General features: G+C 36.8%; 19 protein-coding genes. 11 read left to right on the top strand and 8 right to left on the bottom strand.

What is annotated here, in order from left to right:
• Window positions 1-43: 43 nt before the first annotated feature.
• Window positions 44-916, bottom strand: a complete 873-nt coding sequence (locus BXY75_RS11930; protein ID WP_121907997.1) for a GLPGLI family protein — start codon at window positions 914-916, stop codon at window positions 44-46.
• Between the two features lie 160 nt (window positions 917-1,076).
• On the opposite strand from BXY75_RS11930, the gene BXY75_RS11925 reads away from it, so the two are divergent.
• The 3 genes from BXY75_RS11925 to ppk1 all read left to right on the top strand — a co-directional run bounded on the left by BXY75_RS11925 (window position 1,077) and on the right by ppk1 (window position 4,630).
• Window positions 1,077-1,853, top strand: coding sequence for a hypothetical protein (locus tag BXY75_RS11925; protein ID WP_121907996.1), 777 nt, complete (start codon window positions 1,077-1,079; stop codon window positions 1,851-1,853).
• Window positions 1,854-1,858: 5 nt separating this feature from the next.
• Window positions 1,859-2,473, top strand: coding sequence for a deoxynucleoside kinase (locus BXY75_RS11920; protein ID WP_121907995.1), 615 nt, complete (start codon window positions 1,859-1,861; stop codon window positions 2,471-2,473).
• A 123-nt stretch (window positions 2,474-2,596) separates the two neighbouring features.
• Window positions 2,597-4,630 (top strand): polyphosphate kinase 1, encoded by a 2,034-nt coding sequence (ppk1, locus tag BXY75_RS11915; protein WP_121907994.1) that lies wholly within the window; start codon window positions 2,597-2,599, stop codon window positions 4,628-4,630.
• On the opposite strand, the gene BXY75_RS11910 is transcribed toward ppk1, so the two are convergent.
• The 6 genes from BXY75_RS11910 to BXY75_RS11885 form a co-directional block, all read right to left on the bottom strand.
• Window positions 4,620-5,624 carry an App1 family protein gene (locus BXY75_RS11910; RefSeq protein WP_121908422.1) on the bottom strand — a complete coding sequence of 335 codons (1,005 nt, stop codon included), beginning with the start codon at window positions 5,622-5,624 and terminating at the stop codon, window positions 4,620-4,622. The two genes, ppk1 and BXY75_RS11910, sit on opposite strands and share 11 nt — an antisense overlap.
• A gap of 153 nt (window positions 5,625-5,777) precedes the next feature.
• Entirely contained in the window at window positions 5,778-8,231 is a 2,454-nt protein-coding gene (locus BXY75_RS11905) for a sodium-translocating pyrophosphatase (protein ID WP_121907993.1), read from the bottom strand.
• 129 nt (window positions 8,232-8,360) lie between these two features.
• Complete coding sequence (locus BXY75_RS11900) at window positions 8,361-8,888, bottom strand: inorganic diphosphatase (RefSeq protein ID WP_121907992.1); 528 nt, start codon at window positions 8,886-8,888, stop codon at window positions 8,361-8,363.
• A 323-nt stretch (window positions 8,889-9,211) separates the two neighbouring features.
• Window positions 9,212-11,023, bottom strand: a complete 1,812-nt coding sequence (locus BXY75_RS11895; protein WP_121907991.1) for a M23 family metallopeptidase — start codon at window positions 11,021-11,023, stop codon at window positions 9,212-9,214.
• Between the two features lie 183 nt (window positions 11,024-11,206).
• On the bottom strand, window positions 11,207-13,699 hold the full coding sequence (locus BXY75_RS11890) for a DUF5686 family protein (RefSeq protein WP_121907990.1): 2,493 nt from the start codon (window positions 13,697-13,699) through the stop codon (window positions 11,207-11,209).
• 93 nt (window positions 13,700-13,792) lie between these two features.
• Entirely contained in the window at window positions 13,793-14,770 is a 978-nt protein-coding gene (locus tag BXY75_RS11885) for a pyruvate dehydrogenase complex E1 component subunit beta (protein ID WP_121907989.1), read from the bottom strand.
• A gap of 484 nt (window positions 14,771-15,254) precedes the next feature.
• Here BXY75_RS11885 and BXY75_RS11875 point away from each other — a divergent pair, with 484 nt between their 5' ends.
• From BXY75_RS11875 to BXY75_RS11850, 6 genes are all read left to right on the top strand, one after another.
• Window positions 15,255-15,995, top strand: coding sequence for an electron transfer flavoprotein subunit beta/FixA family protein (locus BXY75_RS11875; RefSeq protein WP_121907987.1), 741 nt, complete (start codon window positions 15,255-15,257; stop codon window positions 15,993-15,995).
• Window positions 15,996-16,124: 129 nt separating this feature from the next.
• Entirely contained in the window at window positions 16,125-17,093 is a 969-nt protein-coding gene (locus tag BXY75_RS11870; protein WP_121907986.1) for an electron transfer flavoprotein subunit alpha/FixB family protein, read from the top strand.
• A 233-nt stretch (window positions 17,094-17,326) separates the two neighbouring features.
• On the top strand, window positions 17,327-17,953 hold the full coding sequence (locus tag BXY75_RS11865) for a bifunctional nuclease family protein (protein ID WP_121907985.1): 627 nt from the start codon (window positions 17,327-17,329) through the stop codon (window positions 17,951-17,953).
• 63 nt (window positions 17,954-18,016) lie between these two features.
• Window positions 18,017-19,729 carry a NupC/NupG family nucleoside CNT transporter gene (locus tag BXY75_RS11860; protein WP_121907984.1) on the top strand — a complete coding sequence of 571 codons (1,713 nt, stop codon included), beginning with the start codon at window positions 18,017-18,019 and terminating at the stop codon, window positions 19,727-19,729.
• Window positions 19,730-19,892: 163 nt separating this feature from the next.
• A complete protein-coding gene (locus BXY75_RS11855; RefSeq protein WP_121907983.1) occupies window positions 19,893-20,717 on the top strand; it encodes a thymidylate synthase in 825 nt (274 codons plus the stop codon).
• 17 nt (window positions 20,718-20,734) lie between these two features.
• Complete coding sequence (locus tag BXY75_RS11850) at window positions 20,735-21,166, top strand: energy transducer TonB (protein WP_121907982.1); 432 nt, start codon at window positions 20,735-20,737, stop codon at window positions 21,164-21,166.
• Between the two features lie 75 nt (window positions 21,167-21,241).
• Here BXY75_RS11850 and BXY75_RS11845 read toward each other — a convergent pair whose 3' ends face one another.
• A complete protein-coding gene (locus tag BXY75_RS11845; protein WP_245962967.1) occupies window positions 21,242-22,333 on the bottom strand; it encodes an aminotransferase class V-fold PLP-dependent enzyme in 1,092 nt (363 codons plus the stop codon).
• 76 nt (window positions 22,334-22,409) lie between these two features.
• Here BXY75_RS11845 and BXY75_RS11840 point away from each other — a divergent pair, with 76 nt between their 5' ends.
• Window positions 22,410-22,832, top strand: coding sequence for a 2TM domain-containing protein (locus BXY75_RS11840; protein WP_121907980.1), 423 nt, complete (start codon window positions 22,410-22,412; stop codon window positions 22,830-22,832).
• The gene (locus tag BXY75_RS11835; protein ID WP_121907979.1) at window positions 22,829-23,311 is read left to right on the top strand and encodes a dihydrofolate reductase; all 483 of its coding nucleotides are present in this window, start codon (window positions 22,829-22,831) and stop codon (window positions 23,309-23,311) included. Before BXY75_RS11840 ends, BXY75_RS11835 begins: the two co-directional genes overlap by 4 nt.
• Window positions 23,312-23,330 lie beyond the last annotated feature (19 nt).

The raw sequence follows: 23,330 nt of genomic DNA, 5'->3' as shown, positions 1-23,330 counted from the left end.
AAATAGTTTAACGCGCCCACTACTTAACGTAACTCTAACGCTTTTATCCTCCGATTTTGATATTCGTACTGTTTCTTTTATTTTTTATCTGATTTTTATTCAAATAGAGTTCCATCATTTCCTCATCTTTCTTTCTCCAAATTTCCTTAAACTCTACTTCGGAAACGATTTTTCCTTTGGTAGGCACTTCAATTTTAACACCAACTTCGGGATTTAGAACGATCTTGGTGCACACTATCGACTTTTCTCCATCTTCAACTTCGAGCACCAAACCCGGCAATCCGAAGTAATCATCTGGACCATGTTTTACGGGTATTAAAGGAGTGTACCAGACCGTAATCGTATGAGTTTTTGTAATCACCTCAGTATCGGTGCTTTCCCAGTTAAAGGTTTCAAGGTTTATTTCTTCGGAAAAGATTGCTTTAAAACAGGGATATTCTCCAATCATTTTGCTCTTCTCTTCCAGCGCCCAGTTTCTACTAGTTAATTTATCTATAATAAGAAAAGGCTTATCCAAAATTTCAGACTCCTTCACGAATCTTTCCTCCTTTATATTATGATACAGAACTTCAGAAGAGGAGTCGAAATTAAAATTCATTCCCCCTGTAGCCGCTTTTGGTTTATTAAGCTTCGCAACTTCCTTGTATATGGATTCGTTCATATTAAATTTTAAAATATATTCTTTCTGAAGCTCCTGAGCCATCAGTTCTTCAATTTGATTCTGCCTTTCGGCACTAATATTTCCAATCGCCTTTGCTATTTCCTGATCAAATACATTCGTACTTGTTGAAGTAGAATCTAAATCTAATTTAACAATGTGGTCGGTCTTATAATATGCGGTTCCCTCAAAATTCTGAGCAAAAAGATTTACGAAGTGAAATAAAAAGAAAACACTAAAAATAATTGCTGATTTCATCAAGTTTACATTTAAAAGTTACACCTCACAAAGATGTAAAATTTTCACGATAATTCTGGTTAACAAGGCTTAACGAGCGAAATACAACTTATGATCTATCTAAAAAATGAATCGAAATCAGACTTACAATGCTAGCACGCTTTTTGTATATTGCAGGGGTATGATTCGCATCTTGATAGTACTATTTCTTTGCTCTTTCGAATTATTCGGACAGGCACTTACAGCTGTAGATTCCAAAGAATTCCAAGCTTCCCGCTACGTAGGAACTGATGCCTATAAAAACAATTATTGGGTGAAAGATCTTGCACTTCAGAAAAAAGGTCCGGAAGGAGATTTCGTATATAACGATTTTCAACTAGGACAGATTTCTTCGGTAGACATTATCAATCCGTTAAAATTGGTAGTTTTTTACGAAGACACCAACACAGTAGTGCTTTTAGACAATAAATTAAGCGAGATAGAGCGTGTAAATTTTAATAATCTTCCCGATTTCTTAAATCTGAGTACTGCTACAAATGCTGGCAGCAATAGATTATGGATCTTTAACGTAGATACTCAACAATTAGAATTATATAATTATCGCGACAAATTAAAAACTACCATTTCGCAGCCATTTGCCGGAAAATTAGTTTCACAAGCCAGTAATTTCAACTATTGCTATACACTTACAGAGCAAAAACTAAGGTCTTTTAATAGTTATGGAAGTCTTCTTTCTGAAACTGTTCTGGAAGGGTTTAATAAAATTCTTTTACACGATAAATTGTTGATAGGCCTCAAAAACAACCAACTCTTTCTGTTAACTGAAAATGCAATTGAACCAATTAAACTTCCAGTCTCCGAAAACACAATAAAAGACTTGTTCCTTACCAAGGAATTCCTGTATATTTATGACGGATTTTATTTACACACTTATACACTAACCCTCCCAAAGAAGTAAGATTTATGCACGTTGCTATTGCTGGAAATATTGGCTCAGGAAAAACTACTTTAACACGTTTATTGGCAAAGCATTATAAATGGCAACCTCATTTTGAAGATGTAGAAGACAACCCTTATCTGGACGATTTTTACAATCAGATGGAACGCTGGTCCTTTAATTTACAAATCTATTTTTTGAACAGTCGATTCCGTCAAATTCTCGAAATTCGCGAATCTGGCAAAAAAGTTATCCAGGACAGAACGATTTATGAGGATGCGTATATTTTTGCTCCCAACTTACATGCAATGGGTCTTATGACCAATCGGGATTTTGAAAATTACAAATCACTTTTTGATCTTATGGAAAGTGTCACAGAAGGTCCTGATCTTTTAATTTACTTACGAAGTTCTATTCCAAACCTTGTGAATCAAATTCACAAACGTGGAAGGGATTACGAAAATTCTATAAGCATTGATTATCTCAGCAGACTTAATGAACGTTATGAAGCCTGGGTGCATGACTACGATAAAGGAAATATTATCATTTTGGATGTAGATAACCTTGATTTTGTAGATAACCCTGAACATCTTGGGGAAGTGATTAATAGAATCGATGCCGAATTACACGGCTTGTTTTAGAAAAGCCCTACCTATTATTTATATTTTTATTACTTAAATCTTAACGTTTTCAAAACATACACTTTGTTAAGTTATATCGTTCTTTGCGCTACTAATAACTGATTAATTACCCTAAGAGGGCGAATGGCTTCATTATATAATTCAAAATACTATCATCGCGATTTATCATGGTTGCGATTTAATCACAGAGTCCTTCAGGAAGCTGCCGATGAGCGAAATCCGCTCTACGAACGTATAAAATTTCTCGCCATTTTTTCTTCAAATCTTGATGAGTTCTTCAGGGTTCGTGTATCTGATATCCGACAAATAAAGAATCTTGAAAAACCGCTTCGGAAGAAATTGATTTCCAAACCAAACAAGGTTTTGAAGGAGATTAAGAATCAGGTGGATATTCAGCAAAATACCTTCGGAAAGATTTTCAAAGAATCCATTATCCCGGAATTAAAAAGTGAAGGAATTCATTTGATCGATTACCAGATGTTTTCTGAAACACAAAAACTTGTCGCCAAAAATTACTTTAAAGAGGAAATTTCGGACAAGCTAACGGTAAAGACATTCCCACTTTCGGCACAGAATGAAGTATTTGTTGAAAACGAATCTTTATACCTTGCAGGACTTCAGGATGATTCTTTTCAAATTGTTGAAATACCTAATGAATTACCACGATTTTTTATTTTTCCGAAGCATAACGGAAAATACTACATCACATTTCTAGACGATATTTTAAAATACAATCTGAAACAAACTCCGCAGCGGGAGCTACCAACCACCTTTTATGCGTTGAAGATTTCCAGAGATGCAGAGTTATATATTGAAGATGAATTTTCCGGTAATTTAATGGAGAAAATAAAGGCTTCACTTCCAAAAAGAAATACAGGCCAAGCAACAAGGGTGTTAATGGATCAAACAATGCCATTACCATTGCAGCAGTTGTTAAACAAGGCATTGGATGTAAACTATACCGACGTTATTTTAGGCGGCACCTATCATAATTTTAAAGACTTTTTTGGATTTCCGAATCCTACAGATAAACAACTCAGCATAACTAAATTACCTCCACTCGCACATCCGTTAGAAAAAGAAACCGGATCTATATTCGACGCTATTGATCAAAAAGATCAACTACTTCATTATCCGTATCAGTCATTTGAATCGGTTATTCGTTTAATGGAAGAAGCTGCGACAGATCCTAAAGTCACGACTATTAAAATTACCCTATATCGTATTGCTGAAGAATCCAGACTCAATGAAGGAATTGCAAAAGCAGCCAAAAACGGTAAAAAAGTAATTGTTTTTATAGAAGCAAAAGCACGCTTCGATGAGCATAACAATCTTAAATGGGGGGATATATTTAAAAAGAACGGCGCAACAGTTATTTATAGTTATCCCGGGATTAAGGTCCATTCAAAGATACTTTACATCGAAAGAGAGATCGATGAAAAAACACATAGTTACGCCTACATTGCAACCGGCAACTTTAACGAGAAAACATCAACTTTGTACACAGATTTTGGATTAATGACGGCACATCCAAAACTTACTGATGAAATCAACAAGGTATTTCTCGTATTAGAAGGGATTATAATCTTTCCTAAGACTAAAAAACTTATTGTATCACCATTTTCCACCAGAAATGCCTTTGTTGACTTGGTGGAGAACGAAATCGATAAAGCCGAAAGTGGTATTGGCGGATCGATTATACTTAAAATGAACAGCCTGCAAGATAAGAACATGATAAAATTGCTGTATAAGGCTAGCAATGCGGGTGTGAAGATTCGTTTGTTAATTCGTGGTATATGTTCACTAATTCCAGGAATCAAGGGACAAAGTGAAAATATATACACAACAAGCGTAGTAGATCGTTTTTTAGAACATGGTCGTGTGTATATTTTTGGAAAAGGTGAAGATGAAAAAATTTATATTGGTTCAGCAGATTGGATGACGCGAAATTTAAGTCATCGAATAGAAGTAGTAACTCCAATTCTCGATAAGGATCATTGTGAAATGATTAGGTCTTTAATCAATTTACAGTTAGCCGACAATGTGAAGGCTAGGCTTGTTGATGCTGAACAATCAAACACCTACGTAGTTGATAAAAAGAAAAAGCTTCGTTCACAATACGCCACCTACGAGTTCTTTAAGAAACTTACTGAATAAACCCGTTTATTCTAGCATGCTCAATCGCAAGTTCTGAGCTTTCCACGAGTAATACTGGTGTCGTTTTGTAACTTTCAAAAAGGCCGCGAACTCGGAGCATCTTTTTCTTATGATTTACACTTCGTAAATAAATCGCCAAAATCCTGTCAGGAAAAGCTTCCGCTATCTCAATATAAATATCCGGATCATGTTCCCCACTGTCACCAATTAGTATAAATTCCATATTTGGATAGGTGTTTAGCAGATCGATTATTTCTTTTTGTTTCTGAGGTTTTTCTGAAGGATCTTTTTTTGAGAATGGCTTCGGAAAGTCACGTAGTAATATTGGACCTTTAGGAAAATCATTGGCTTTTAGAAAGAGTTCCAGATAGCGATATAGATTCCACGGACTATGACTCACATAAAACACAGGATTGGCTTCATCACCTGAAATGCCTCGATGCAAAAGATGGTAAAATTTGGAAGCACCTTCTAACGGACTGCGTTTACGAACGTTTTTGAAGAAGGTATTAAATACTAATTTTAGTTTGAGAAAAGAGGTGACACCTGTGTTTAAAATAGTATCATCAATATCGCTAATAACTCCGAACCTAGTCTTTTGAGAAGGGATTAACATCTCTCCCGGAAAACGATTATCGTTGTTAATGACACGACCAAGGTGTTTATCCTTGTAGGCTACTTCATACAAAAGCCAACCTTCTTCATTGGTCAATTGCTTCAGGTTTTCAAGATCTATTTTAAGCTTAAAGTACCCTTTTGAATCTGTTTCAGTGTAATAAAAAGTGTTATCCGGAAGTTTTACCGTGAGCCCACTATTTGCTATTTCATCTGTTTCAAATCGTTTCCAGGTATTCTTCAGAAGTGAAAAGAAACCACTTTTTTCAAGATCGATTTGCTCGTCCTCCAGGCCACGTCCACGGATGTAAAAATGTGAATCGTTCCCATAACTTTGAAAGCAAATAATCTGCAAAGGATCTTTTTTAAAAAATTTCATCATTTTAATATTAATTCCATTTCTGAAGCCAACTAAACCTTGAACCACAGTCAAGAACCAAGATACAGAAATAATAAAAAAACCCTACCGAAAGAGGCAGGGTTTAATTGTATTTTAACGAATTTAAGCTGTAAATTATTAATGCTTTTCCTATTACATCTCTACATCACTCAAAGCATCTAGCTGTGCTTGAACTTCCGTTTCTGTACCTGTGAATTGTTTAGTTTCGGTAGTAGTTTTTCCGTCTTTGGTAGTTTTAATTGTAACATCGGCAGTGGTAAGATCACCAGCAACAGACATTTTTACCATTACTTCTTTCGCCACTAATGCATTACCTTCTACCTGCATCGCTTCTTTATCTGTAAGAATAGTTTTATTACCATCTTCATCGATAAACATCATTTCTTCGGAAGCATTTTCAGAATGAGTCGTTGATCCATGACCTCCTAAGATAGGAGCAATAACTAATCCGATTAAACAGGTAAGTTTAATTAAGATATTCATAGATGGTCCTGATGTATCTTTAAATGGATCACCAACTGTATCTCCGGTAACCGCAGCCTTGTGTGCTTCTGAACCTTTATATGTCATCTCTCCATCAATTTCAACACCAGCTTCAAAAGATTTCTTAGCATTATCCCAAGCACCTCCTGCATTGTTTTGGAAGATTGCCCAAAGAACACCACTTACGGTAACTCCTGCCATATAACCTCCTAACATCTCAGCGATTGCCAAGTTATCCATTCCAAAAATCATTGGGACGAAGGCAATAACGAGTGGAAATCCAATAGTAAGTAAACCTGGAAGCATCATTTCTTTTAAAGAAGCTTCAGTTGAAATAGCAACACATTTATCATATTCCGGTTTCCCGGTACCTTCCATAATACCTGGAATTTCTCTAAACTGTCGTCTTACTTCCTGAACCATTTCCATTGCAGCTTTTCCAACTGCATTCATTGCTAAGGCAGAAAATACCACCGGTACCATCCCACCCACGAAAAGCATAGCTAATACCGGTGCTTTAAAGATATTAATACCGTCGATACCGGTAAAAGTTACATAAGCAGCGAATAAAGCTAATGAAGTCAATGCAGCAGAAGCAATTGCGAATCCTTTTCCTGTTGCTGCGGTAGTATTTCCAACCGAGTCTAATATATCTGTACGTTCTCTTACGATTGGTTCCTGCTCGCTCATTTCAGCAATTCCACCAGCATTATCACTAATTGGTCCAAATGCATCAATTGCCAATTGCATAGCAGTCGTTGCCATCATTGCTGAAGCCGCTAATGCAACTCCATAAAATCCTGCGAATGCATAAGATGCCCAAATAGCACCTGCAAATAAAAGTACAGAAGGAAAAGTTGAAATCATTCCCGTTGCTAAACCTGCAATAATATTGGTTCCTGCACCAGTGCTTGACTGTTGCACGATTTTAAGAATAGGTTTTTTACCTAAGCCTGTATAATATTCTGTCACAGATGAAATCACTGCTCCAACAACTAATCCTACTAAAGTAGCATAGAAAACTCTCATTGAAGATATTTCTTGTAATCCTTCACCAAAGAAATTCATTTGCATTGTTTCAGGTAACATCCAAGTTACTAATCCAAAACATGCTGCAGCAACTAAAATAATAGAAGTCCAGTTACCTTTATTTAACGCTCCCATTACCTGAGATTCTTTAGCGTCGTTGCTATTAATCTTTACAAGTAAGGTTCCTATAATTGAAATAATAATTCCGGCTCCGGCAATTGCCATTGGAAGTAAGATAGGTCCAATTCCACCAAAGGCTTCACCTATATTCCCACCCATATCTTTAATTACGTAATTACCCAATACCATTGCGGCCAATACAGTTGCAACATAAGATCCGAATAAATCGGCTCCCATTCCTGCAACATCTCCAACGTTGTCTCCAACATTATCTGCAATAGTTGCAGGGTTTCTTGGATCATCTTCAGGAATACCTGCTTCTACTTTACCTACTAAATCGGCTCCAACATCGGCTGCCTTAGTGTAAATACCACCACCAACACGGGCGAACAAAGCAATAGACTCTGCTCCAAGAGAGAATCCTGCTAAGGTTTCAAGAACAATGGTCATATCTGCGGTTGAAGTCCAAACTCCACCCATAAAGAAGTTGTAGAAAAATATAAAGAATGCTGTTAAACCTAATACAGCTAATCCAGCTACACCAAGCCCCATTACTGTACCTCCACCAAATGATACTTTTAGCGCATTTGGCAAACTTGTACGAGCAGCTTGTGTTGTTCTAACATTTGTTTTGGTTGCTATTTTCATCCCTATATTTCCGGCAAATGCAGAAAAGACAGCTCCAAAAATGAACGCAATTACAATAAGCCAATGCGTCGTTGGTACTACAAAGGATACGATCGCTAATAGTACACTCACAATTACAACAAAAATAGCTAGCAATCTGTACTCTGCATTTAAGAACGCTAGGGCACCTTCATAGATGTGATCAGAAATTTCTTTCATCTTTCCATCTCCGGCGTCTTGCTTCATTACCCATGATTTTTTAACTACCATGTAAAGTAATCCTATTAAAGCCATTGCGATTGGCATATAAATCATCATTGATTCCATATATATATTTTAGATTGATTTGTTATTTAGCTGGGCAAAAGTAGGTAAATCCTAGTAAATTAAAAAGCCCTTCCAAATCTACTTTGGAAGGGCTTTTAATAGGGCAATCTTATTAATTTATTTTTGAAACTATCGGATACTCACTTCTTTAAAAGGAACATCACTAGCTCTAAAGCGATCTAAACATTTAGCTACGATTTCTTTAGCCTCGGAAACATCGCCCCAACCACCAACATCAACTCTCTTTTCTTCAAGATCTTTATAAACCTGAAAGAAATGTTCGATCTCTTTAATAAGGTGAGGATTTAATTCTGAAAGATCCATTACAGTATTCGCAATAGGATCACTAACTGGTACACAGATCACTTTTTCGTCTGGTCCTTTTTCGTCTGCCATATGAAAAACACCGATAGGCTTTACTTCAATAACACATCCCGGAAAAGTTGGCTCAGTAACCAAAACAAGAACATCTAACGGATCTCCATCTAATGCCAATGTCTCCGGAATAAATCCGTAGTCTGCTGGATACATCATGGAAGAAAAAATCATACGATCATAGCGTAGTTTTTTTAATTCGAAATCGTATTCGTATTTGTTTCGACTTCCTTTCGGAATTTCAATTAATACATCGAAAGTATTTATTTTATCGGCTGTCATAATCTTTTTAATTTCTGAATAATATTCAATTTACAAAATGCTTCAGAACTATCTGAAACGTGATTTTGGGTGAATCTAGAAGCTTTTACCAACTTCAGAATTCATTCAAAAAGCAAGGCCAATCCAACCTCGTTTTAAGAGGGTGCAAAAGTACTGAAATTGTTTGGCTTCCGAAGCAAAAAAAATTGTAAAAATAAAAGTGCCACTAGTTACCTAAATTAAAGATAAAAAGAAGTCGCGTGACCTTTCCATTCAAAGTGGAGCAAAAAGAGTCGCTCACCTTAAGTACTTAGCAGTCAATGACGAAACTGTAATTATGAGACCTAATAACCTTTTTCGTAACGTTGAAGTTCCATTAAAATACCATAATCACTACCATCACCAGTTAAGAAATTGGTTTTCACAGTTTTCTCCGCTCCATCTTTAATACGATATACTTCAAAATGCAAGGCTGGGCCGCTGGTCCATCCGGTAGCACCGCTATAACCAATTAACTGACCTGCTTTTACGATTACTCCTTCCGCTACAACCGAACTTTCTTTTTGAATATGTCCATATTTAGCAAAACTTCCATCTGCATGGTGTACTATTATATAATTGTCGGATGCAGCACAATTTGAAGTAGCACACCCTTGTAAATTACTCTGAACAACTTTCTCCACAATTCCTTCTCTGGCGGCATAAATTCCAGTTCCATGTGGCATTGAAAAATCGAGAGCGAATTTGTTTTTATGAGATGTGGACCCTTGATAACCTTGAGAGATATTAAAGCCTTGCCCCTTGCTAAATGGCAGATGATATTTAAAGGCCGCATCAAATTTACCGGATGTGTCAAACGTAGCTATAGGAGTTTTTTCAATTTCCTGAGCTGGTTTTTCAACGGCAATTGGTTTGTCAAGTATTGTTGATTTACGGGTAACTTCCGGTGCTTTCGCAACTACAGGAGTCTTGACAACTACAGGTACTTTTTCCACTTCAGGCGTTTTCACTACAACTGGTGCTTTCACAACTACGGGAGCTTTTTCCACCTCAGGCGTTTTCACTATAATTGGTGCTTTCACAACTTCAGGTGTTATAACAACCTCAGCAGGCTTAACAAGCTCGGTTTTTTCAGTAACTGTAGGCTTGCTAACAGTTGGAGACAAAATCCTAATATCAGGTTGGTCTGTCATTGGAGTAGACGGCTGATCCTCCTTACGCGGAACTACGGTTACTTTAGAATTCACCCCTATTTTTTCAGTGACCTCATTCTGCTGTTTTTTCACTTCCAAATTCACTTTAGGAGTTTCGACTTTAGCAATTGCAACCGGTTCAGGTGTTGAAACAGGAATAGCTTCAGCAGCGATTGGTTTAGAAACAATAGTTGGTTGTTCAATAATTTCCGGCTTTTTCACGACTACCGGTACATCAACCTTGTCCACTTTAGGTATTACCGATTTAGTAACTTCAACGGGGACAGCAATTGCAACCGGTGGAGTATCGACTTTGACCACAGGAGTAATTATTTTCTTAGGTGTTTTAATGGTTTCAGAAGGTTTTTTAACTTTGGGCGTTGGCACCTTAGCTACCGGTTCCGATATCACTATGACTTCTTGTTTCTTGACTGGTGGAGTTACTTGAGGTTCTACTTCTTTTATTGGAGTAACAACGACTTGCTTAATTTCAGGTACTTTTACCTCAACCTTGGCGATTCTATCATCTGGTTTCTCAAATTTGGTTTCGCTATCAATTACAGGCTTAGACGTTGGATTTTCAATTAAAACATCAGTCTTGGGCTCCTTACTTTTTACCTCTTTAATATCAACCACAGCCTCTTGTGAAATAGACAATTCAATACCTTTTTCTGCTTTATAGGTATATTCAAAATCATAGCCTTTAAGCACACTAATTGCTATTAAATCTACTAGTTTATACTTGGTACTATTTGGTGGTACTGTTATTTTCTGAAAGTCTTCAGGTACTATTTTCAGATTTTGTAGTTCAAATTCGAGTTCGATAACGACGGGAAAAGATTCTTCATTATCCGCGTACAACGAATACCCTTCTGCTGTATATTCATAATACAACGTCACCTGAGGTGCTGCGACAAGTGATACTGTCAATAGACAGAAAAAGGAAAAAAATAATAATTTCATAGCTTATGTAATTTACAAGTAGTAACTGACTAAGGCTTAGTCGCATTTGGGGAAGACATAAAGATATAAAAAAAGATAGTAGAATTCAAATAGATTTCTACGGCCTAGTCAGTAACTTTTTTAAGCATAATAAAAAAACACAACTACCTTGCCAAATCAGTAATAATTTTAAAAATGTAGAAGTTAAAATTCGAAGCCAAAAACGCCTGTTACGCCAAAACGTCTGGCATTGGGATTATCGAGGTAGTTTCCTCTAAAATTAAAGTCCAAACGGAATATTTTAAAAATATTACCCACACCTACACTATATTCCCAATAGATATCTTCTGGTGCTTGATAAACAATATTAGAGGCATTTATATCAATGTTTCCTTGCGAGATTTCGCCGTAAACAGCTCTAAACCCTATTACTTCTCTTAAGTTTAACTTCCGAAGAAAAGGAATTCGAGAAAAAATGCGACCTCCAAAGTTATGCTGTAAATGAAGTGAAGCATAAGAATCGCTCACAAATTCATAATAATCCAACTGTGAAAAACTATTGTAAATACTAAAGTATGTTTGATTCCCAGGAATTGGATTCAACAAACTTAATGGTACATCTCCAAAAGTTTTACCTACCTCTACTGTAGAGTACAATCTACCTATACCGCCAATATTCCATGGCTGGGTATATAATGCCTGAAGTCGCTCGTAATCAAAATCTCCATCCATTATACTCTTTAAACCTTTGGTATAACCTAAAAAGAAATTAGGGTACTCTCCACTATTTATCAATGTTCTTTCAACTCCATATCCGGAAGTCTTTCTACCCGGCGTATAATTAAAACTTAATTCAATCTCCGGTTGTTTAATTTCACTTTTAACGACACCAGTATCTATACCATCTTCAAACACTTTATAATCTATGCTAAAGGTCTCTGTTGCCGATTTAAGAGTCCTGTAAGAACCTGTAAGTCTGATATTAAAATTTTTGCTCGGTTCTATACTAAAGCCCGCGGTACTTAGATTGATCCGTGTAAGCCGATCATTTGCTCCCACCGATATCAAGGAAGACGACGCAAGACTACGACCCAATACATCCGTACTATTGGTTAGACTAGCTCCTGTCTGTTCTACATCCCTTCGATTACCTCCATAAACGGTTAGTCTTGAAGTTCGATCTAATAAGTATTTTCCTGAAATTCCATATTTAAAACGCCGATCTTTAAACCCGTAGGCACCAAAGCCTTCCAGTCGCCATCGATCGTTCTGACTAAAGTAAGTTCGTCCACCCAAGCGGATTCGCATGCCTTCAGCTTCATTAAACCCAAATATTGAAAATACGGGTCCTATGTCAAAATTATCTACCTCATAATAACCCGAAGCTAATACCGAACCCAAATTATATAAGGTTTTAAACCTTCTCACCGTTTTTAGAGTGTCAAGCATTTTATACACTCCTTTCTCATCCTTACTTAATTGCTCAAGCCGCTTGTTTTCCCAAAAATCATCCGGGCGATTATAAACTTCGTATTGATAAGGATCTACTTGACCTTTATAGAATTTTTTATCCTTCGGAATGTCAAACACATAATCATTATATAAAGTGGTCCTCTTTCCATAAATTCCCTGTGCCTCTTCTTTTTTTCTGAAGCTAAAGTCGCTCATAAAATAATCACGAGTAATAAGAAAAATAGAATCATTTAAAACGTCGAATTCCTGTTCGATATACACCTCACGCACCCAGTTTAGATTGGCGCTCTTAGACGCCTGAAGGTTAATTTCCTTGATGGCCCAGGTAGAATCATTTACCCAAAAGTCACCTTTAAATGTAAGTTCATTCTTTCTTCTTGGATAATACACAATGTTATAGCACCACTTATTATCCCTGAAGGCACTATCTAGAAGAACATAATTATACACATCAACTCCCGTACGGGATAAGGGACTGGTAAAGGCTTTATCAAAAAATTTAAGGTAATTATCGTACACATCGTATTCGCTGTAAAGATCTTTTAGAAAAGCAATGAGGGTATTATTATTACTAAAACCTGAATTTTTATTCCCTTCCAAAACTTCTTTTTCTTCATTAAGTAGATTGTCCCCATATATTTTAGACGACGCCTCATTAATAAAAATAGGTAAATAGGTATTTCCGGTAATATTGGAAGTATCTGTCTGATCAAAAATAAACTCCATCCCCTTGAAAATTTTACTTTTTGTCAAGGAACTATCTATGGTATTAAGATCGAATTCTAGTTTTTCGTATTTATCGTAGCTGTATTGCTTAAACTTCTTAACTCCGTTCTCACGTCTGTTTTCCCATATTTTTCGAAGAATATCGATAGCAGGATTGTTCTTTTTAGACTGTTTTCCACTATAAATCACCACTTCACTCAAAGCATCAGCCTCTTCCTCGAGGACTATTTCAATCTTATAAGTACTTTTTTGTGTTAATTCCAGCTCTTGGGTTTTATAACCAATAAAGGAAAAAGTTACCGTACTATAACTTGCATCGCTCTCTAAATAAAATCTACCTTCCTCATTACTTATTGTTCCCTCATACGAATCTTTGAAGATAACATTTGCGAATGCTACAGGTTCACCAAACGCATCCTTAACTTCACCACTGACTTTAGTTTGAGCTATCGTGTTATAAGTCAGTAAAATAAAGAGAAAGAGTAGGGATTGCTTCATAATTATTATAAACGCTAATTCGGGGGTTTTGTTTTTGCACACAAAAGGTGTGTTCAATAGAAAAAAATCTTAGACAGGAAAAAGTACAATAACTTACTTGTACATCACTTTTTTCACAGCCTTCACTACATCTTCACTATTCGGCAACCATTCTGCCAAAAGACCCGGCGAATATGGAGTAGGCGTATCTGCCGTGTTTATTTTTACTATCGGCGCATCTAGATAATCGAATATCTGACTTTGAACTTGATACGTAATTTCTGTAGCAACATTACCAAAGGGCCATGCTTCTTCTAATATTACGAGTCGGTTGGTTTTCTTTACCGATTCAAGTATAGTATTGGTATCCATTGGACGAACAGTTCTAAGGTCGATGATTTCACAATCTATTCCTTCTTCCGCTAATGTTTCGGCTGCTTTGTAAGCTTCTTTTATTATTTTTCCGAAGGAAACAATAGTAACATCATTTCCTTTTCTTTTAATTTCTGCTACTCCCAAGGGAATTAAATACTCTCCTTCCGGTACTTCACCTTTATCTCCATACATCTGCTCACTTTCCATAAAAATTACTGGATCGTTATCTCTGATCGCACTTTTAAGCAACCCTTTAGCGTCGGCCGGATTACTTGGCACAACTACTTTAAGCCCGGGGCAATTTGCAAACCAACTCTCAAAAGCCTGAGAATGTGTGGCCCCTAATTGACCAGCAGAAGCAGTTGGACCTCTAAATACAATTGGACAATTGAACTGTCCGCCAGACATCTGTCGTATTTTTGCCGCATTATTTATGATTTGATCGATTCCGACCAACGAGAAATTAAAGGTCATATACTCAACAATTGGTCGATTTCCATTCATGGCAGAACCGATAGCAATTCCTGAGAATCCAAGTTCAGCAATAGGTGTGTCGATAACACGTTTGGCACCAAATTCGTCCAGCATCCCTTTACTGGCTTTATAAGCTCCGTTGTATTCGGCAACTTCTTCACCCATTAAATATATACTTTCGTCACGACGCATTTCTTCGCTCATCGCTTCGCAAATGGCTTCTCTAAATTGTAAGGTCTTCATATCTGTGTCCACCTATGGCGGATAGCTTTTAGTTATGATTTATTTTTATGGCTTCTGATATCCGAAAAATTCGCAGAGACAGAACAACAAAAATAATATTATTTATTTGTTTCAGCCGAAGAAATTACAAATTGATGCAATGTTCTTCATAATATATTGCCGTCAGTTAGTTCTTTCTGAAGCTTTTTATTTGCTATAAAGTCCATTTTAACCACTTGCAAGGTGAATACACGGAAGAGGGAAAGTGAAATAAAATCAGAATCGCAAGCTTCAGTAAGAGCTGTTATAACATTCAGCGAAATTGAAATTCTTTCAGAAAAGAACAAAATTTTTTATTATGCACGCATAGTAAAATTCAGAATATATTAGTATCTTCGCACACTGTTAAACAGTAACTTTTTAAGTGAATGTTTAGCGATAAAACCGAAGCAGATGTCAGACTCGGTTTTTCTAAAAATTTCATAAATAAAAAAATACTTCAAATATGAAAATATTAGTGTGTATAAGTCACGTACCGGACACAACTTCAAAGATTAACTTTACCGATGGGGATACCAAATTCGACACCAATGGCGTGCAATTTGTAATCAATCCCAACGATGAATTTGGATTGACCAGAGCTATGTGGTTTAAGGAAAAACAAGGTGCCACAGTGCATGTAATAAATGTAGGAGGGCCGGAAACAGAGCCAACATTGCGTAAAGCATTGGCAATTGGTGCAGACGAAGCTATTCGTGTTAATACACCAGCAACCGACGGATTTTCTGTCGCCAAACAATTGGCAAATGTTGCTAAGGAAGGCGCATACGATTTAATCATTGGCGGACGTGAATCGATCGATTACAATGGAGGAATGGTTCCCGGAATGTTAGCGAAGCTAATTGGTGCAAATTTTGTAAATACTTGTATTAGTCTGGAAGTAAATGGAAATGAAGCTACTGCGATTCGTGAGATTGACGGTGGTAAAGAAACTTTAAAAACATCACTTCCATTGGTAGTTGGTGGTCAAAAAGGATTGGTAGAAGAAAGTGATTTACGCATCCCAAATATGCGTGGAATTATGCAAGCAAGAAGCAAACCATTGACAGTTAAAGAACCCGCTGATGCGACATCAGAGACGGTAGCTGTGAGCTTCGAAAAACCAGCACCTAAAGGAGCGGTAAAACTGGTAGATAATGTAGATGACTTAATCAATCTTTTACACAACGAAGCTAAAGTGATATAAATAATTATTAACCATCTCTCCCCTCTCCCTCGAAGGAGAGGGGTTGAGGGTGAGGATGTTTTAGCCGAATCATAAACGCATAATACCCTCGTTTTTCCTCTAAACGGAGAGCCTAATAAATAATACAATATGAGTGTTTTAGTATATACAGAATCAGAAGAAGGGAAGTTTAAGAAGATAGCTTTAGAAGCAGTTTCTTATGCAAAAGGGATTGCAGACGCGATGGGAACATCGGTAACCGCAGTTGCCATCAATGGTGGAAATGCAAGTGAATTGGCAACCTATGGTGCTGCTAAGATTCTTGAAGTTTCAAATGACTCTTTAACGAATTTCAATGCCGAAGCTTACGCAGATGTAGTGGCTCAGGCAGCAAAGAAAGAAGATGCAAAAGTGGTGATTTTAACAGCCAGTGCTAATAGTAAATTTATGGCACCTTTGGTTGCCGTTAATCTGGAAGCCGGATACGTTCCAAACGTCACAGGTTTACCAGTAAGCACTTCGCCTTTTAAGGTAAAGCATAGTGTTTTCACAAATAAAGCATTCTCTTTTACAGAGATTACGACAGACATAAAACTAGTCGGTTTGGCTAAAAATGCATACGGACTTAAAGAAGCTTCGGCTGCAGGTGCAAGCGAAAATTTTGCACCTAATCTTGATGCACATGATTTCGATATGAAAATTGTATCTGTTGATAAGGCGACCGATAAAGTCACAATTGCAGATGCAGAAATTGTAGTTTCTGGTGGAAGAGGATTAAAAGGTCCGGAAAACTGGGGAATGATCGAAGAGCTTGCAGGAATACTTGGAGCTGCAACGGCTTGTTCTAAACCCGTTAGTGATATGGGGTGGAGACCTCATAGTGAGCATGTTGGACAAACTGGAAAGCCAGTAGCTGCTACTTTGTACATCGCGATCGGTATTTCAGGAGCGATACAACATCTAGCCGGAATTAACTCATCGAAGGTAAAAGTTGTAATTAATAATGATCCCGAGGCGCCTTTCTTTAAAGCAGCAGACTACGGTATCGTTGGAGATGCGTTTGAAGTGATCCCGCAACTCAATGAAAAATTAAAAGAGTTTAAGGCTCAGAACGCATAATTTTTGTTACTTTGTGCCTAAATACAAGGGCTGTTTAAAGTAGGACACGTCCTACTTTAAACAGCTTTTTTTATTTAAAATTTTGTAATTTTAATGGTTTATGTGAGTATTTTTCATCACATTTTTATTAAAAGAAAAACGCTTTAACCAATTATGCAATTCACATTTAAGTTTTTAGGCTTTCATTTTGAAGGGAAATTTAGGGGAATATTTGCGCAACGAAAAGATCATAGATGAGTCTCGTTAGATTAAATATAAAAGGAATTTCTTATAGTCAAACTCAAAATGGAGCTTATGCTTTAATATTGAGTGAGGTTGGTGGTGAAAGAAAACTTCCAATCGTTATTGGTGCATTTGAAGCACAATCTATAGCAATAGCCCTCGAGAAAGAAATCAAACCTCCCCGACCACTTACTCACGATCTTTTCAAAAACTTCTCAGACCGTTTTGAGATCGTTGTAAAGCAAGTAATTATACATAAGTTAGTTGATGGAGTTTTCTATTCCAGCATTATCTGTGAGCGCGACAAAATAGAGGAAATTATCGATGCCAGAACCAGCGATGCTATTGCATTGGCACTTCGTTTTAAAGCACCCATTTTCACTTATAAAAACATTCTCGATAAAGCTGGTATTTACCTAAAAACATCTCCAAAGAAGAAATCTCAGAATATTTCTGAAAAAGAAGATGCTGTGATCGACGAACTTATTTTAGGGACAGACAAAGAATCTGTAAAATCCACAGGGGTAGATTATAGCAAGCACAATCTAAAAGAACTTAATCAAATGCTCGATCAGGCAGTAGCAAATGAAGATTACGAAACAGCTGCCAGAATAAGAGATGAAATTTCAAAAAGATAGATTCAAAATATTCCGGTTATCGTTAATGGTTCTCGGTTTTTTAAAAAATTGACCCTTTATATTATGAAGAGAATTTTATTAGTTGCCTTTTGTTTTATTTTCTTCGGAAGTTTTGGGCAAACACTAGATAAGAATTGGAATTTTTCGAAGGTCGAAAATCAAAATGGTGAGGCTTTGTTCCCTGTTAATTCTGAAACCGATCATTTTAATCTGAAAGATGGCGCCTTCGAATATACTCTTGAAGCAAAGAATAATTTAAAAGCCTCAGGAGATTATATCTATCAGAACAACCTTCTAGTACTTTTCTTCAATAAACCCACAGATACCATTCGGAGATACCGTGTTACCGAAGTGACAGATAGCAGCTTGGTGTTTTCAGAAAATAATGTAAAGTATCTTTTTAAAGCAGCAAATACTTCCGAAGCTCTTCCAATAACCACAACTCCTGAGAACGCTGATATAATACCTGTTCAAGGATTTTCAATAAATAGCTTGTGGCGTGGAGTATTAGGGATGATCACGCTTATATTTATTGCTTTCTTATTTAGTAATAACCGAAAGGCCATTAATTGGAAAACGGTTGGAATCGGACTCACATTTCAACTCATCATTGCCATTGGAGTTTTAAAAGTGCCGCTAATAAAAAGTATTTTTGAAGGCATTGGGAAAGTATTTATCAATATTCTCGATTTTACCCGTGCAGGAAGTAAGTTTTTATTCGAAGGTTTAGTAGTCGATATGGATACCTTCGGGTTCATTTTTGCCTTTCAGGTGTTACCTACAATTATCTTCTTTTCGGCATTAACTTCGGTATTGTTTTATCTGGGCATCATTCAGAAAGTGGTAAAAGCGATGGGATGGCTCTTAACGAAAACTCTAAAAATTTCGGGTGCTGAAAGTCTAAGTGTAGCAGGAAACATTTTTTTAGGTCAAACTGAAGCCCCACTATTGATAAAGGCTTATCTCGAAAAAATGAACAAGTCCGAAATGTTACTTGTTATGATTGGTGGGATGGCAACTGTGGCAGGTGCTGTACTTGCTGCCTATATTGGTTTCCTGGGAGGAGAAGATCCTGAATTAAGACTTATTTTTGCAAAACACCTTCTGGCCGCATCTGTAATGGCGGCACCCGGAGCGATTGTAATCTCCAAAATTCTATATCCGCAAACCGAAGAAGTGAATACCGATGTACGGGTTTCTACCGAAAAAATTGGCTCGAATATACTCGATGCTATCGCGAATGGAACTACAGAGGGATTACGTCTGGCTGTGAATGTGGGAGCCATGTTATTGGTATTTGTGGCTTTTATTGCTATGATAAATGGCATTTTAGGATATATTGGTGGCGTAACCCCTATTAATGGTTGGGTGGCAGACAATTCATCGTATCCTGCGTTATCACTTGAAGCAGTGCTGGGAACAATTTTTGCACCTTTAATGTGGTTGGTCGGTGTTGCTACTGAAGATATGATGTTGATGGGGCAATTACTAGGAATAAAACTAGCGGCAAGTGAGTTTGTAGGCTATATTCAATTAGCAGAACTAAAAGATGTTGGCAATCTTCTTCACTTGAAATATGAAAAATCAATCATTATGGCAACGTATATGCTTTGTGGATTTGCTAATTTTGCCTCTATCGGAATTCAAATAGGAGGAATAGGATCGCTAGCTCCCGGACAGCGTAAAACACTTTCAAAATTTGGTATGCGTGCCTTATTAGGTGGAACAATCGCATCTTTAATCTCTGCTGCCATTGCTGGAATGATTATTGGATAGGAATGTTGGATAGTTGGATTAAAAAATAACTTTGCAACTCTGAAACTTTGATTCTCTGTAGCAAAAATTAAGGTCGTTAATAACTATTGATAACTGAAAGGCAATCATTTCAACAAATATGCGTTCACTTTTTTACATTTAGACCGAAAATTATTAAGTATTTATGAAGCAATATCACGACCTAATAAAACATGTTGTAGAATACGGAACTGAAAAACACGACCGTACTGGAACCGGTACTAAAAGCGTTTTTGGCTACCAAATGAGATTCGATCTAAGTGAGGGATTCCCTATGGTAACCACTAAAAAATTGCATCTGAAGTCCATTATTTATGAACTATTGTGGTTTTTAAATGGTGATACAAACATTAATTACCTTCAGGAGAACGGGGTGAGGATTTGGAACGAATGGGCCGATGAAAAAGGAAATCTAGGTCCGGTATATGGGCATCAGTGGAGAAATTGGAATAGCGAAGAGATTGATCAAATTTCAGAAATAATACAAACCTTAAAAACAAATCCCGATAGTCGTCGGATGTTGGTTAGCGCCTGGAATCCAAGTGTAATGCCAGATACGAGTAAGCCATTTGCAGAAAATGTTGCCAATGGAAAAGCTGCACTCCCTCCCTGCCATGCATTTTTTCAGTTTTATGTAGCCAATGGAAAATTATCATGCCAATTGTATCAAAGAAGTGCCGACATATTCCTTGGCGTACCTTTCAATATTGCATCCTATGCATTATTTACAATGATGATGGCACAAGTTTGCGGACTGGAAGCCGGTGACTTTATCCACACTTTTGGTGATGCGCATATATACAATAACCATCTGGAACAAATTGAACTTCAATTGTCCAGAGAACCAAAGTCTTTACCTAAGATGTTGCTAAATCCGGAAGTAAAGGATATATTTGATTTCAAATTTGAAGACTTTACCTTAGTCGATTATCATCCACATCCTCACATTAAAGGAGCTGTGGCAATTTAAATTTTTAAAACCTACTTATGAAAAACCTATTTATCATCGCTTGCCTATTTGTTTCAACATCATTCTTAGCTCAATCGGAATGGGGTGATGTAAACAAAAACAAACTTACAATGAAAGAGATCGCACCGGTATGGCCAGGTTGTGAAGCTGATAATTCTGCCAAGAGAGATGCTTGTTTCGATCAAAAACTTACTCAGCATATCATCAAAAACTTTAAATACCCTGCTACTGAATACAAAAACAATGTACAAGGCAAGGTGGTTGTTGAATTTATAATTAATGAGAAAGGAATGGTAGATGTTAAAAATGTAACTGGTGGTAATGCTGGTTTACAAGCTGAAGCCAAACGAAATATCATGGCAATTCCAAAAATGAAACCTGGTCTGTTGGGTGGAAAACCAAGAGCTATCAAATACACGGTGCCTTTTAATTTCAAGACCGGAAAATAAACTAAGATTTATCAAAAGAGGAAATTTTTATCCTTTTACAATAAATGAGCTACTATTATTCGATAGTGGCTTTTTTTATTTAAAGACTTTAATCAATTTCTCCAAATCCTCCTCGGTATTGTAGAAATGAAATCCGACTCTGATTCCTTTACCGCGTTGAGAACAAATTATCTTGTTCTCTTTTAATTTCTGAAAAATCGCATCACCTCCTTTTAGGCTGAAAATATTTGAATGCTGCTCACGATTAAGGGTAGTCTCATCTAACAAATCTAATTCAGCAAATCGCAATTTTGCAAGTGTGCTCAATGAAGCTATCCTTTCTGAAATTACATCCATCCCAATATTTTCCATATTCAAAATCGATTGTTCCAGACTTCCATAATTTAAAGTGTCCTGATGACCAGGTTCGAAGTGCTTTACATAAGCAAAATCATTTCGTTTACTAAAAATAGCATCAGCCGAGTTAAACCCAATGGTTTCTGGTAATATCTTTCTTTGTGCATCCTCTTTTATCATAAGCAGGCCATTTCCATAGCCCGAAAGCATCCATTTATAAGTACTTGCGGCCACAACATCTAACGGACTTTCAGAAAAACTAAACTCGCTTGTGCCTAAAAACTGAGTACCATCTCCAATTAATAATAAATCCGGATGATATGCTTTGAGTCGTTTTAAAAAATCAAAATCAATCTTAATACCTGTGAGATACTGAACTATGCTAAAAGCAAATACATCGGGTTGATGTTCACGAACCGCTTCTTCAATATTTTGCTCAAGATTTGTATCAACCTCAGCGTAGCACACATCAAAATCGCGATTCTCTACAGGCCAATTAATTGATGGATAATCGGTTTTTAACAATAGTACTTTTTTGTTCTTCGGAAGACCATTTAATAGGGTGTTAAATCCAAAAGAGAAATTTGGAATCAGCGCGATTTCCATTTCCGAAGCACTAAAAAAACGTGCCACTGTACTACGAATTCTTTCAATATGTGGTTTATGAAGATCCCTAAATACACTTCCTCCTTTTAGCAAACGATCATCCTGCTCTCTACGCCATTCGGTAAGGGTTTTGGATAGAAGACCACAAGAGGCTGTGTTGAGATAAGTATATTCTTGTAATACGGGAAATTCTTTCTTTAAATCGGTCATAAAAATGGAAAGCAATAAATGAATTTTAGGTAAATTTACAATAAAGGACACTTCAGCAAGTCGCGACGAAGTAACGTAAAAATACGCAACTATGTTTTCAAAATCTAAAAATCAAGAAAGAATCGATCCCCAGCAAAGAGAGCAGTATGAGTATGCCCGTGCACGCATTGGACAAAAGAAAAAACTGATGCGCCATTTTATTATCTTTCTCGCAGGATCTGTATTTTTAATCATCATCAATCCTGTTTTGGGATATGGTAATGAATTTTTTATTAAAGACTGGTTTGTATGGGCTATTTTAATCTGGGCCTTTTTGTTTCTGATTCATCTTTTTAATGTCTTTGTGATGAACCGTTTTATGGGTAGAGAATGGGAATCCCGCCAACTAGAGCTATTAAAAGCGAAACAGGAAAAACGCATTTCAGAATTAGACAAGCAAGTAACCAAAGAAGTAATAACTGAAGAAGTAAAAAAAAAGATAGAGAACGACAGCATACCCCCAAAAAGAATATGATTACAATGATAGCCGCCGCCGGCGAGAACAACGAACTTGGCAAAGATAATGATCTCGTATGGCATCTTCCAGATGATTTCAAACGCTTTAAACAACTTACAACCGGTCATTTTATCATAATGGGGAGAAAAACCTTCGAATCCTTCCCTAAGCCATTACCCAACAGAGTGCATTTGGTGATCACCAGAGACAAAACCTATAAAAAAGAGGGCGCTGTTATAGTTCATAGTTTGGACGAAGCTATTATAAAAGCAGCCGGAGACACACAAGCTTTTATAATTGGTGGCGGTGAAATCTACAAACTTGCCATAGAAGTAAGTGATAAAATTGAATTGACAAGAGTACATCACAGTTTCGATGCCGATACATTTTTTCCTGAAATTCCTTCGGAAGAATGGCAATTGGTGAATGAAACCTTTCACGAAAAAGATGAAAGACATAAGTATGCGTTTACTTATCAGACTTGGGTACGACGATAAAATCAATAATTTCTAATTG

This window comes from Ulvibacter antarcticus, assembly GCF_003688405.1.
Lineage (GTDB): Bacteria > Bacteroidota > Bacteroidia > Flavobacteriales > Flavobacteriaceae > Ulvibacter > Ulvibacter antarcticus.
This window is presented reverse-complemented; position numbering and strand designations above follow the sequence as displayed.

Excerpts from the sequence above, each read along its gene's own strand:
- BXY75_RS11930 (WP_121907997.1), bottom strand. The coding sequence starts at position 916 with ATGAAATCAGCAATTATTTTTAGTGTTTTCTTTTTATTTCACTTCGTA.
- BXY75_RS11925 (WP_121907996.1), top strand. The coding sequence starts at position 1,077 with ATGATTCGCATCTTGATAGTACTATTTCTTTGCTCTTTCGAATTATTC.
- BXY75_RS11920 (WP_121907995.1), top strand. The coding sequence starts at position 1,859 with ATGCACGTTGCTATTGCTGGAAATATTGGCTCAGGAAAAACTACTTTA.
- ppk1 (WP_121907994.1), top strand. The coding sequence starts at position 2,597 with ATGGCTTCATTATATAATTCAAAATACTATCATCGCGATTTATCATGG.
- BXY75_RS11910 (WP_121908422.1), bottom strand. The coding sequence starts at position 5,624 with ATGAAATTTTTTAAAAAAGATCCTTTGCAGATTATTTGCTTTCAAAGT.
- BXY75_RS11905 (WP_121907993.1), bottom strand. The coding sequence starts at position 8,231 with ATGGAATCAATGATGATTTATATGCCAATCGCAATGGCTTTAATAGGA.
- BXY75_RS11900 (WP_121907992.1), bottom strand. The coding sequence starts at position 8,888 with ATGACAGCCGATAAAATAAATACTTTCGATGTATTAATTGAAATTCCG.
- BXY75_RS11895 (WP_121907991.1), bottom strand. The coding sequence starts at position 11,023 with ATGAAATTATTATTTTTTTCCTTTTTCTGTCTATTGACAGTATCACTT.
- BXY75_RS11890 (WP_121907990.1), bottom strand. The coding sequence starts at position 13,699 with ATGAAGCAATCCCTACTCTTTCTCTTTATTTTACTGACTTATAACACG.
- BXY75_RS11885 (WP_121907989.1), bottom strand. The coding sequence starts at position 14,770 with ATGAAGACCTTACAATTTAGAGAAGCCATTTGCGAAGCGATGAGCGAA.
- BXY75_RS11875 (WP_121907987.1), top strand. The coding sequence starts at position 15,255 with ATGAAAATATTAGTGTGTATAAGTCACGTACCGGACACAACTTCAAAG.
- BXY75_RS11870 (WP_121907986.1), top strand. The coding sequence starts at position 16,125 with ATGAGTGTTTTAGTATATACAGAATCAGAAGAAGGGAAGTTTAAGAAG.
- BXY75_RS11865 (WP_121907985.1), top strand. The coding sequence starts at position 17,327 with ATGAGTCTCGTTAGATTAAATATAAAAGGAATTTCTTATAGTCAAACT.
- BXY75_RS11860 (WP_121907984.1), top strand. The coding sequence starts at position 18,017 with ATGAAGAGAATTTTATTAGTTGCCTTTTGTTTTATTTTCTTCGGAAGT.
- BXY75_RS11855 (WP_121907983.1), top strand. The coding sequence starts at position 19,893 with ATGAAGCAATATCACGACCTAATAAAACATGTTGTAGAATACGGAACT.
- BXY75_RS11850 (WP_121907982.1), top strand. The coding sequence starts at position 20,735 with ATGAAAAACCTATTTATCATCGCTTGCCTATTTGTTTCAACATCATTC.
- BXY75_RS11840 (WP_121907980.1), top strand. The coding sequence starts at position 22,410 with ATGTTTTCAAAATCTAAAAATCAAGAAAGAATCGATCCCCAGCAAAGA.
- BXY75_RS11835 (WP_121907979.1), top strand. The coding sequence starts at position 22,829 with ATGATTACAATGATAGCCGCCGCCGGCGAGAACAACGAACTTGGCAAA.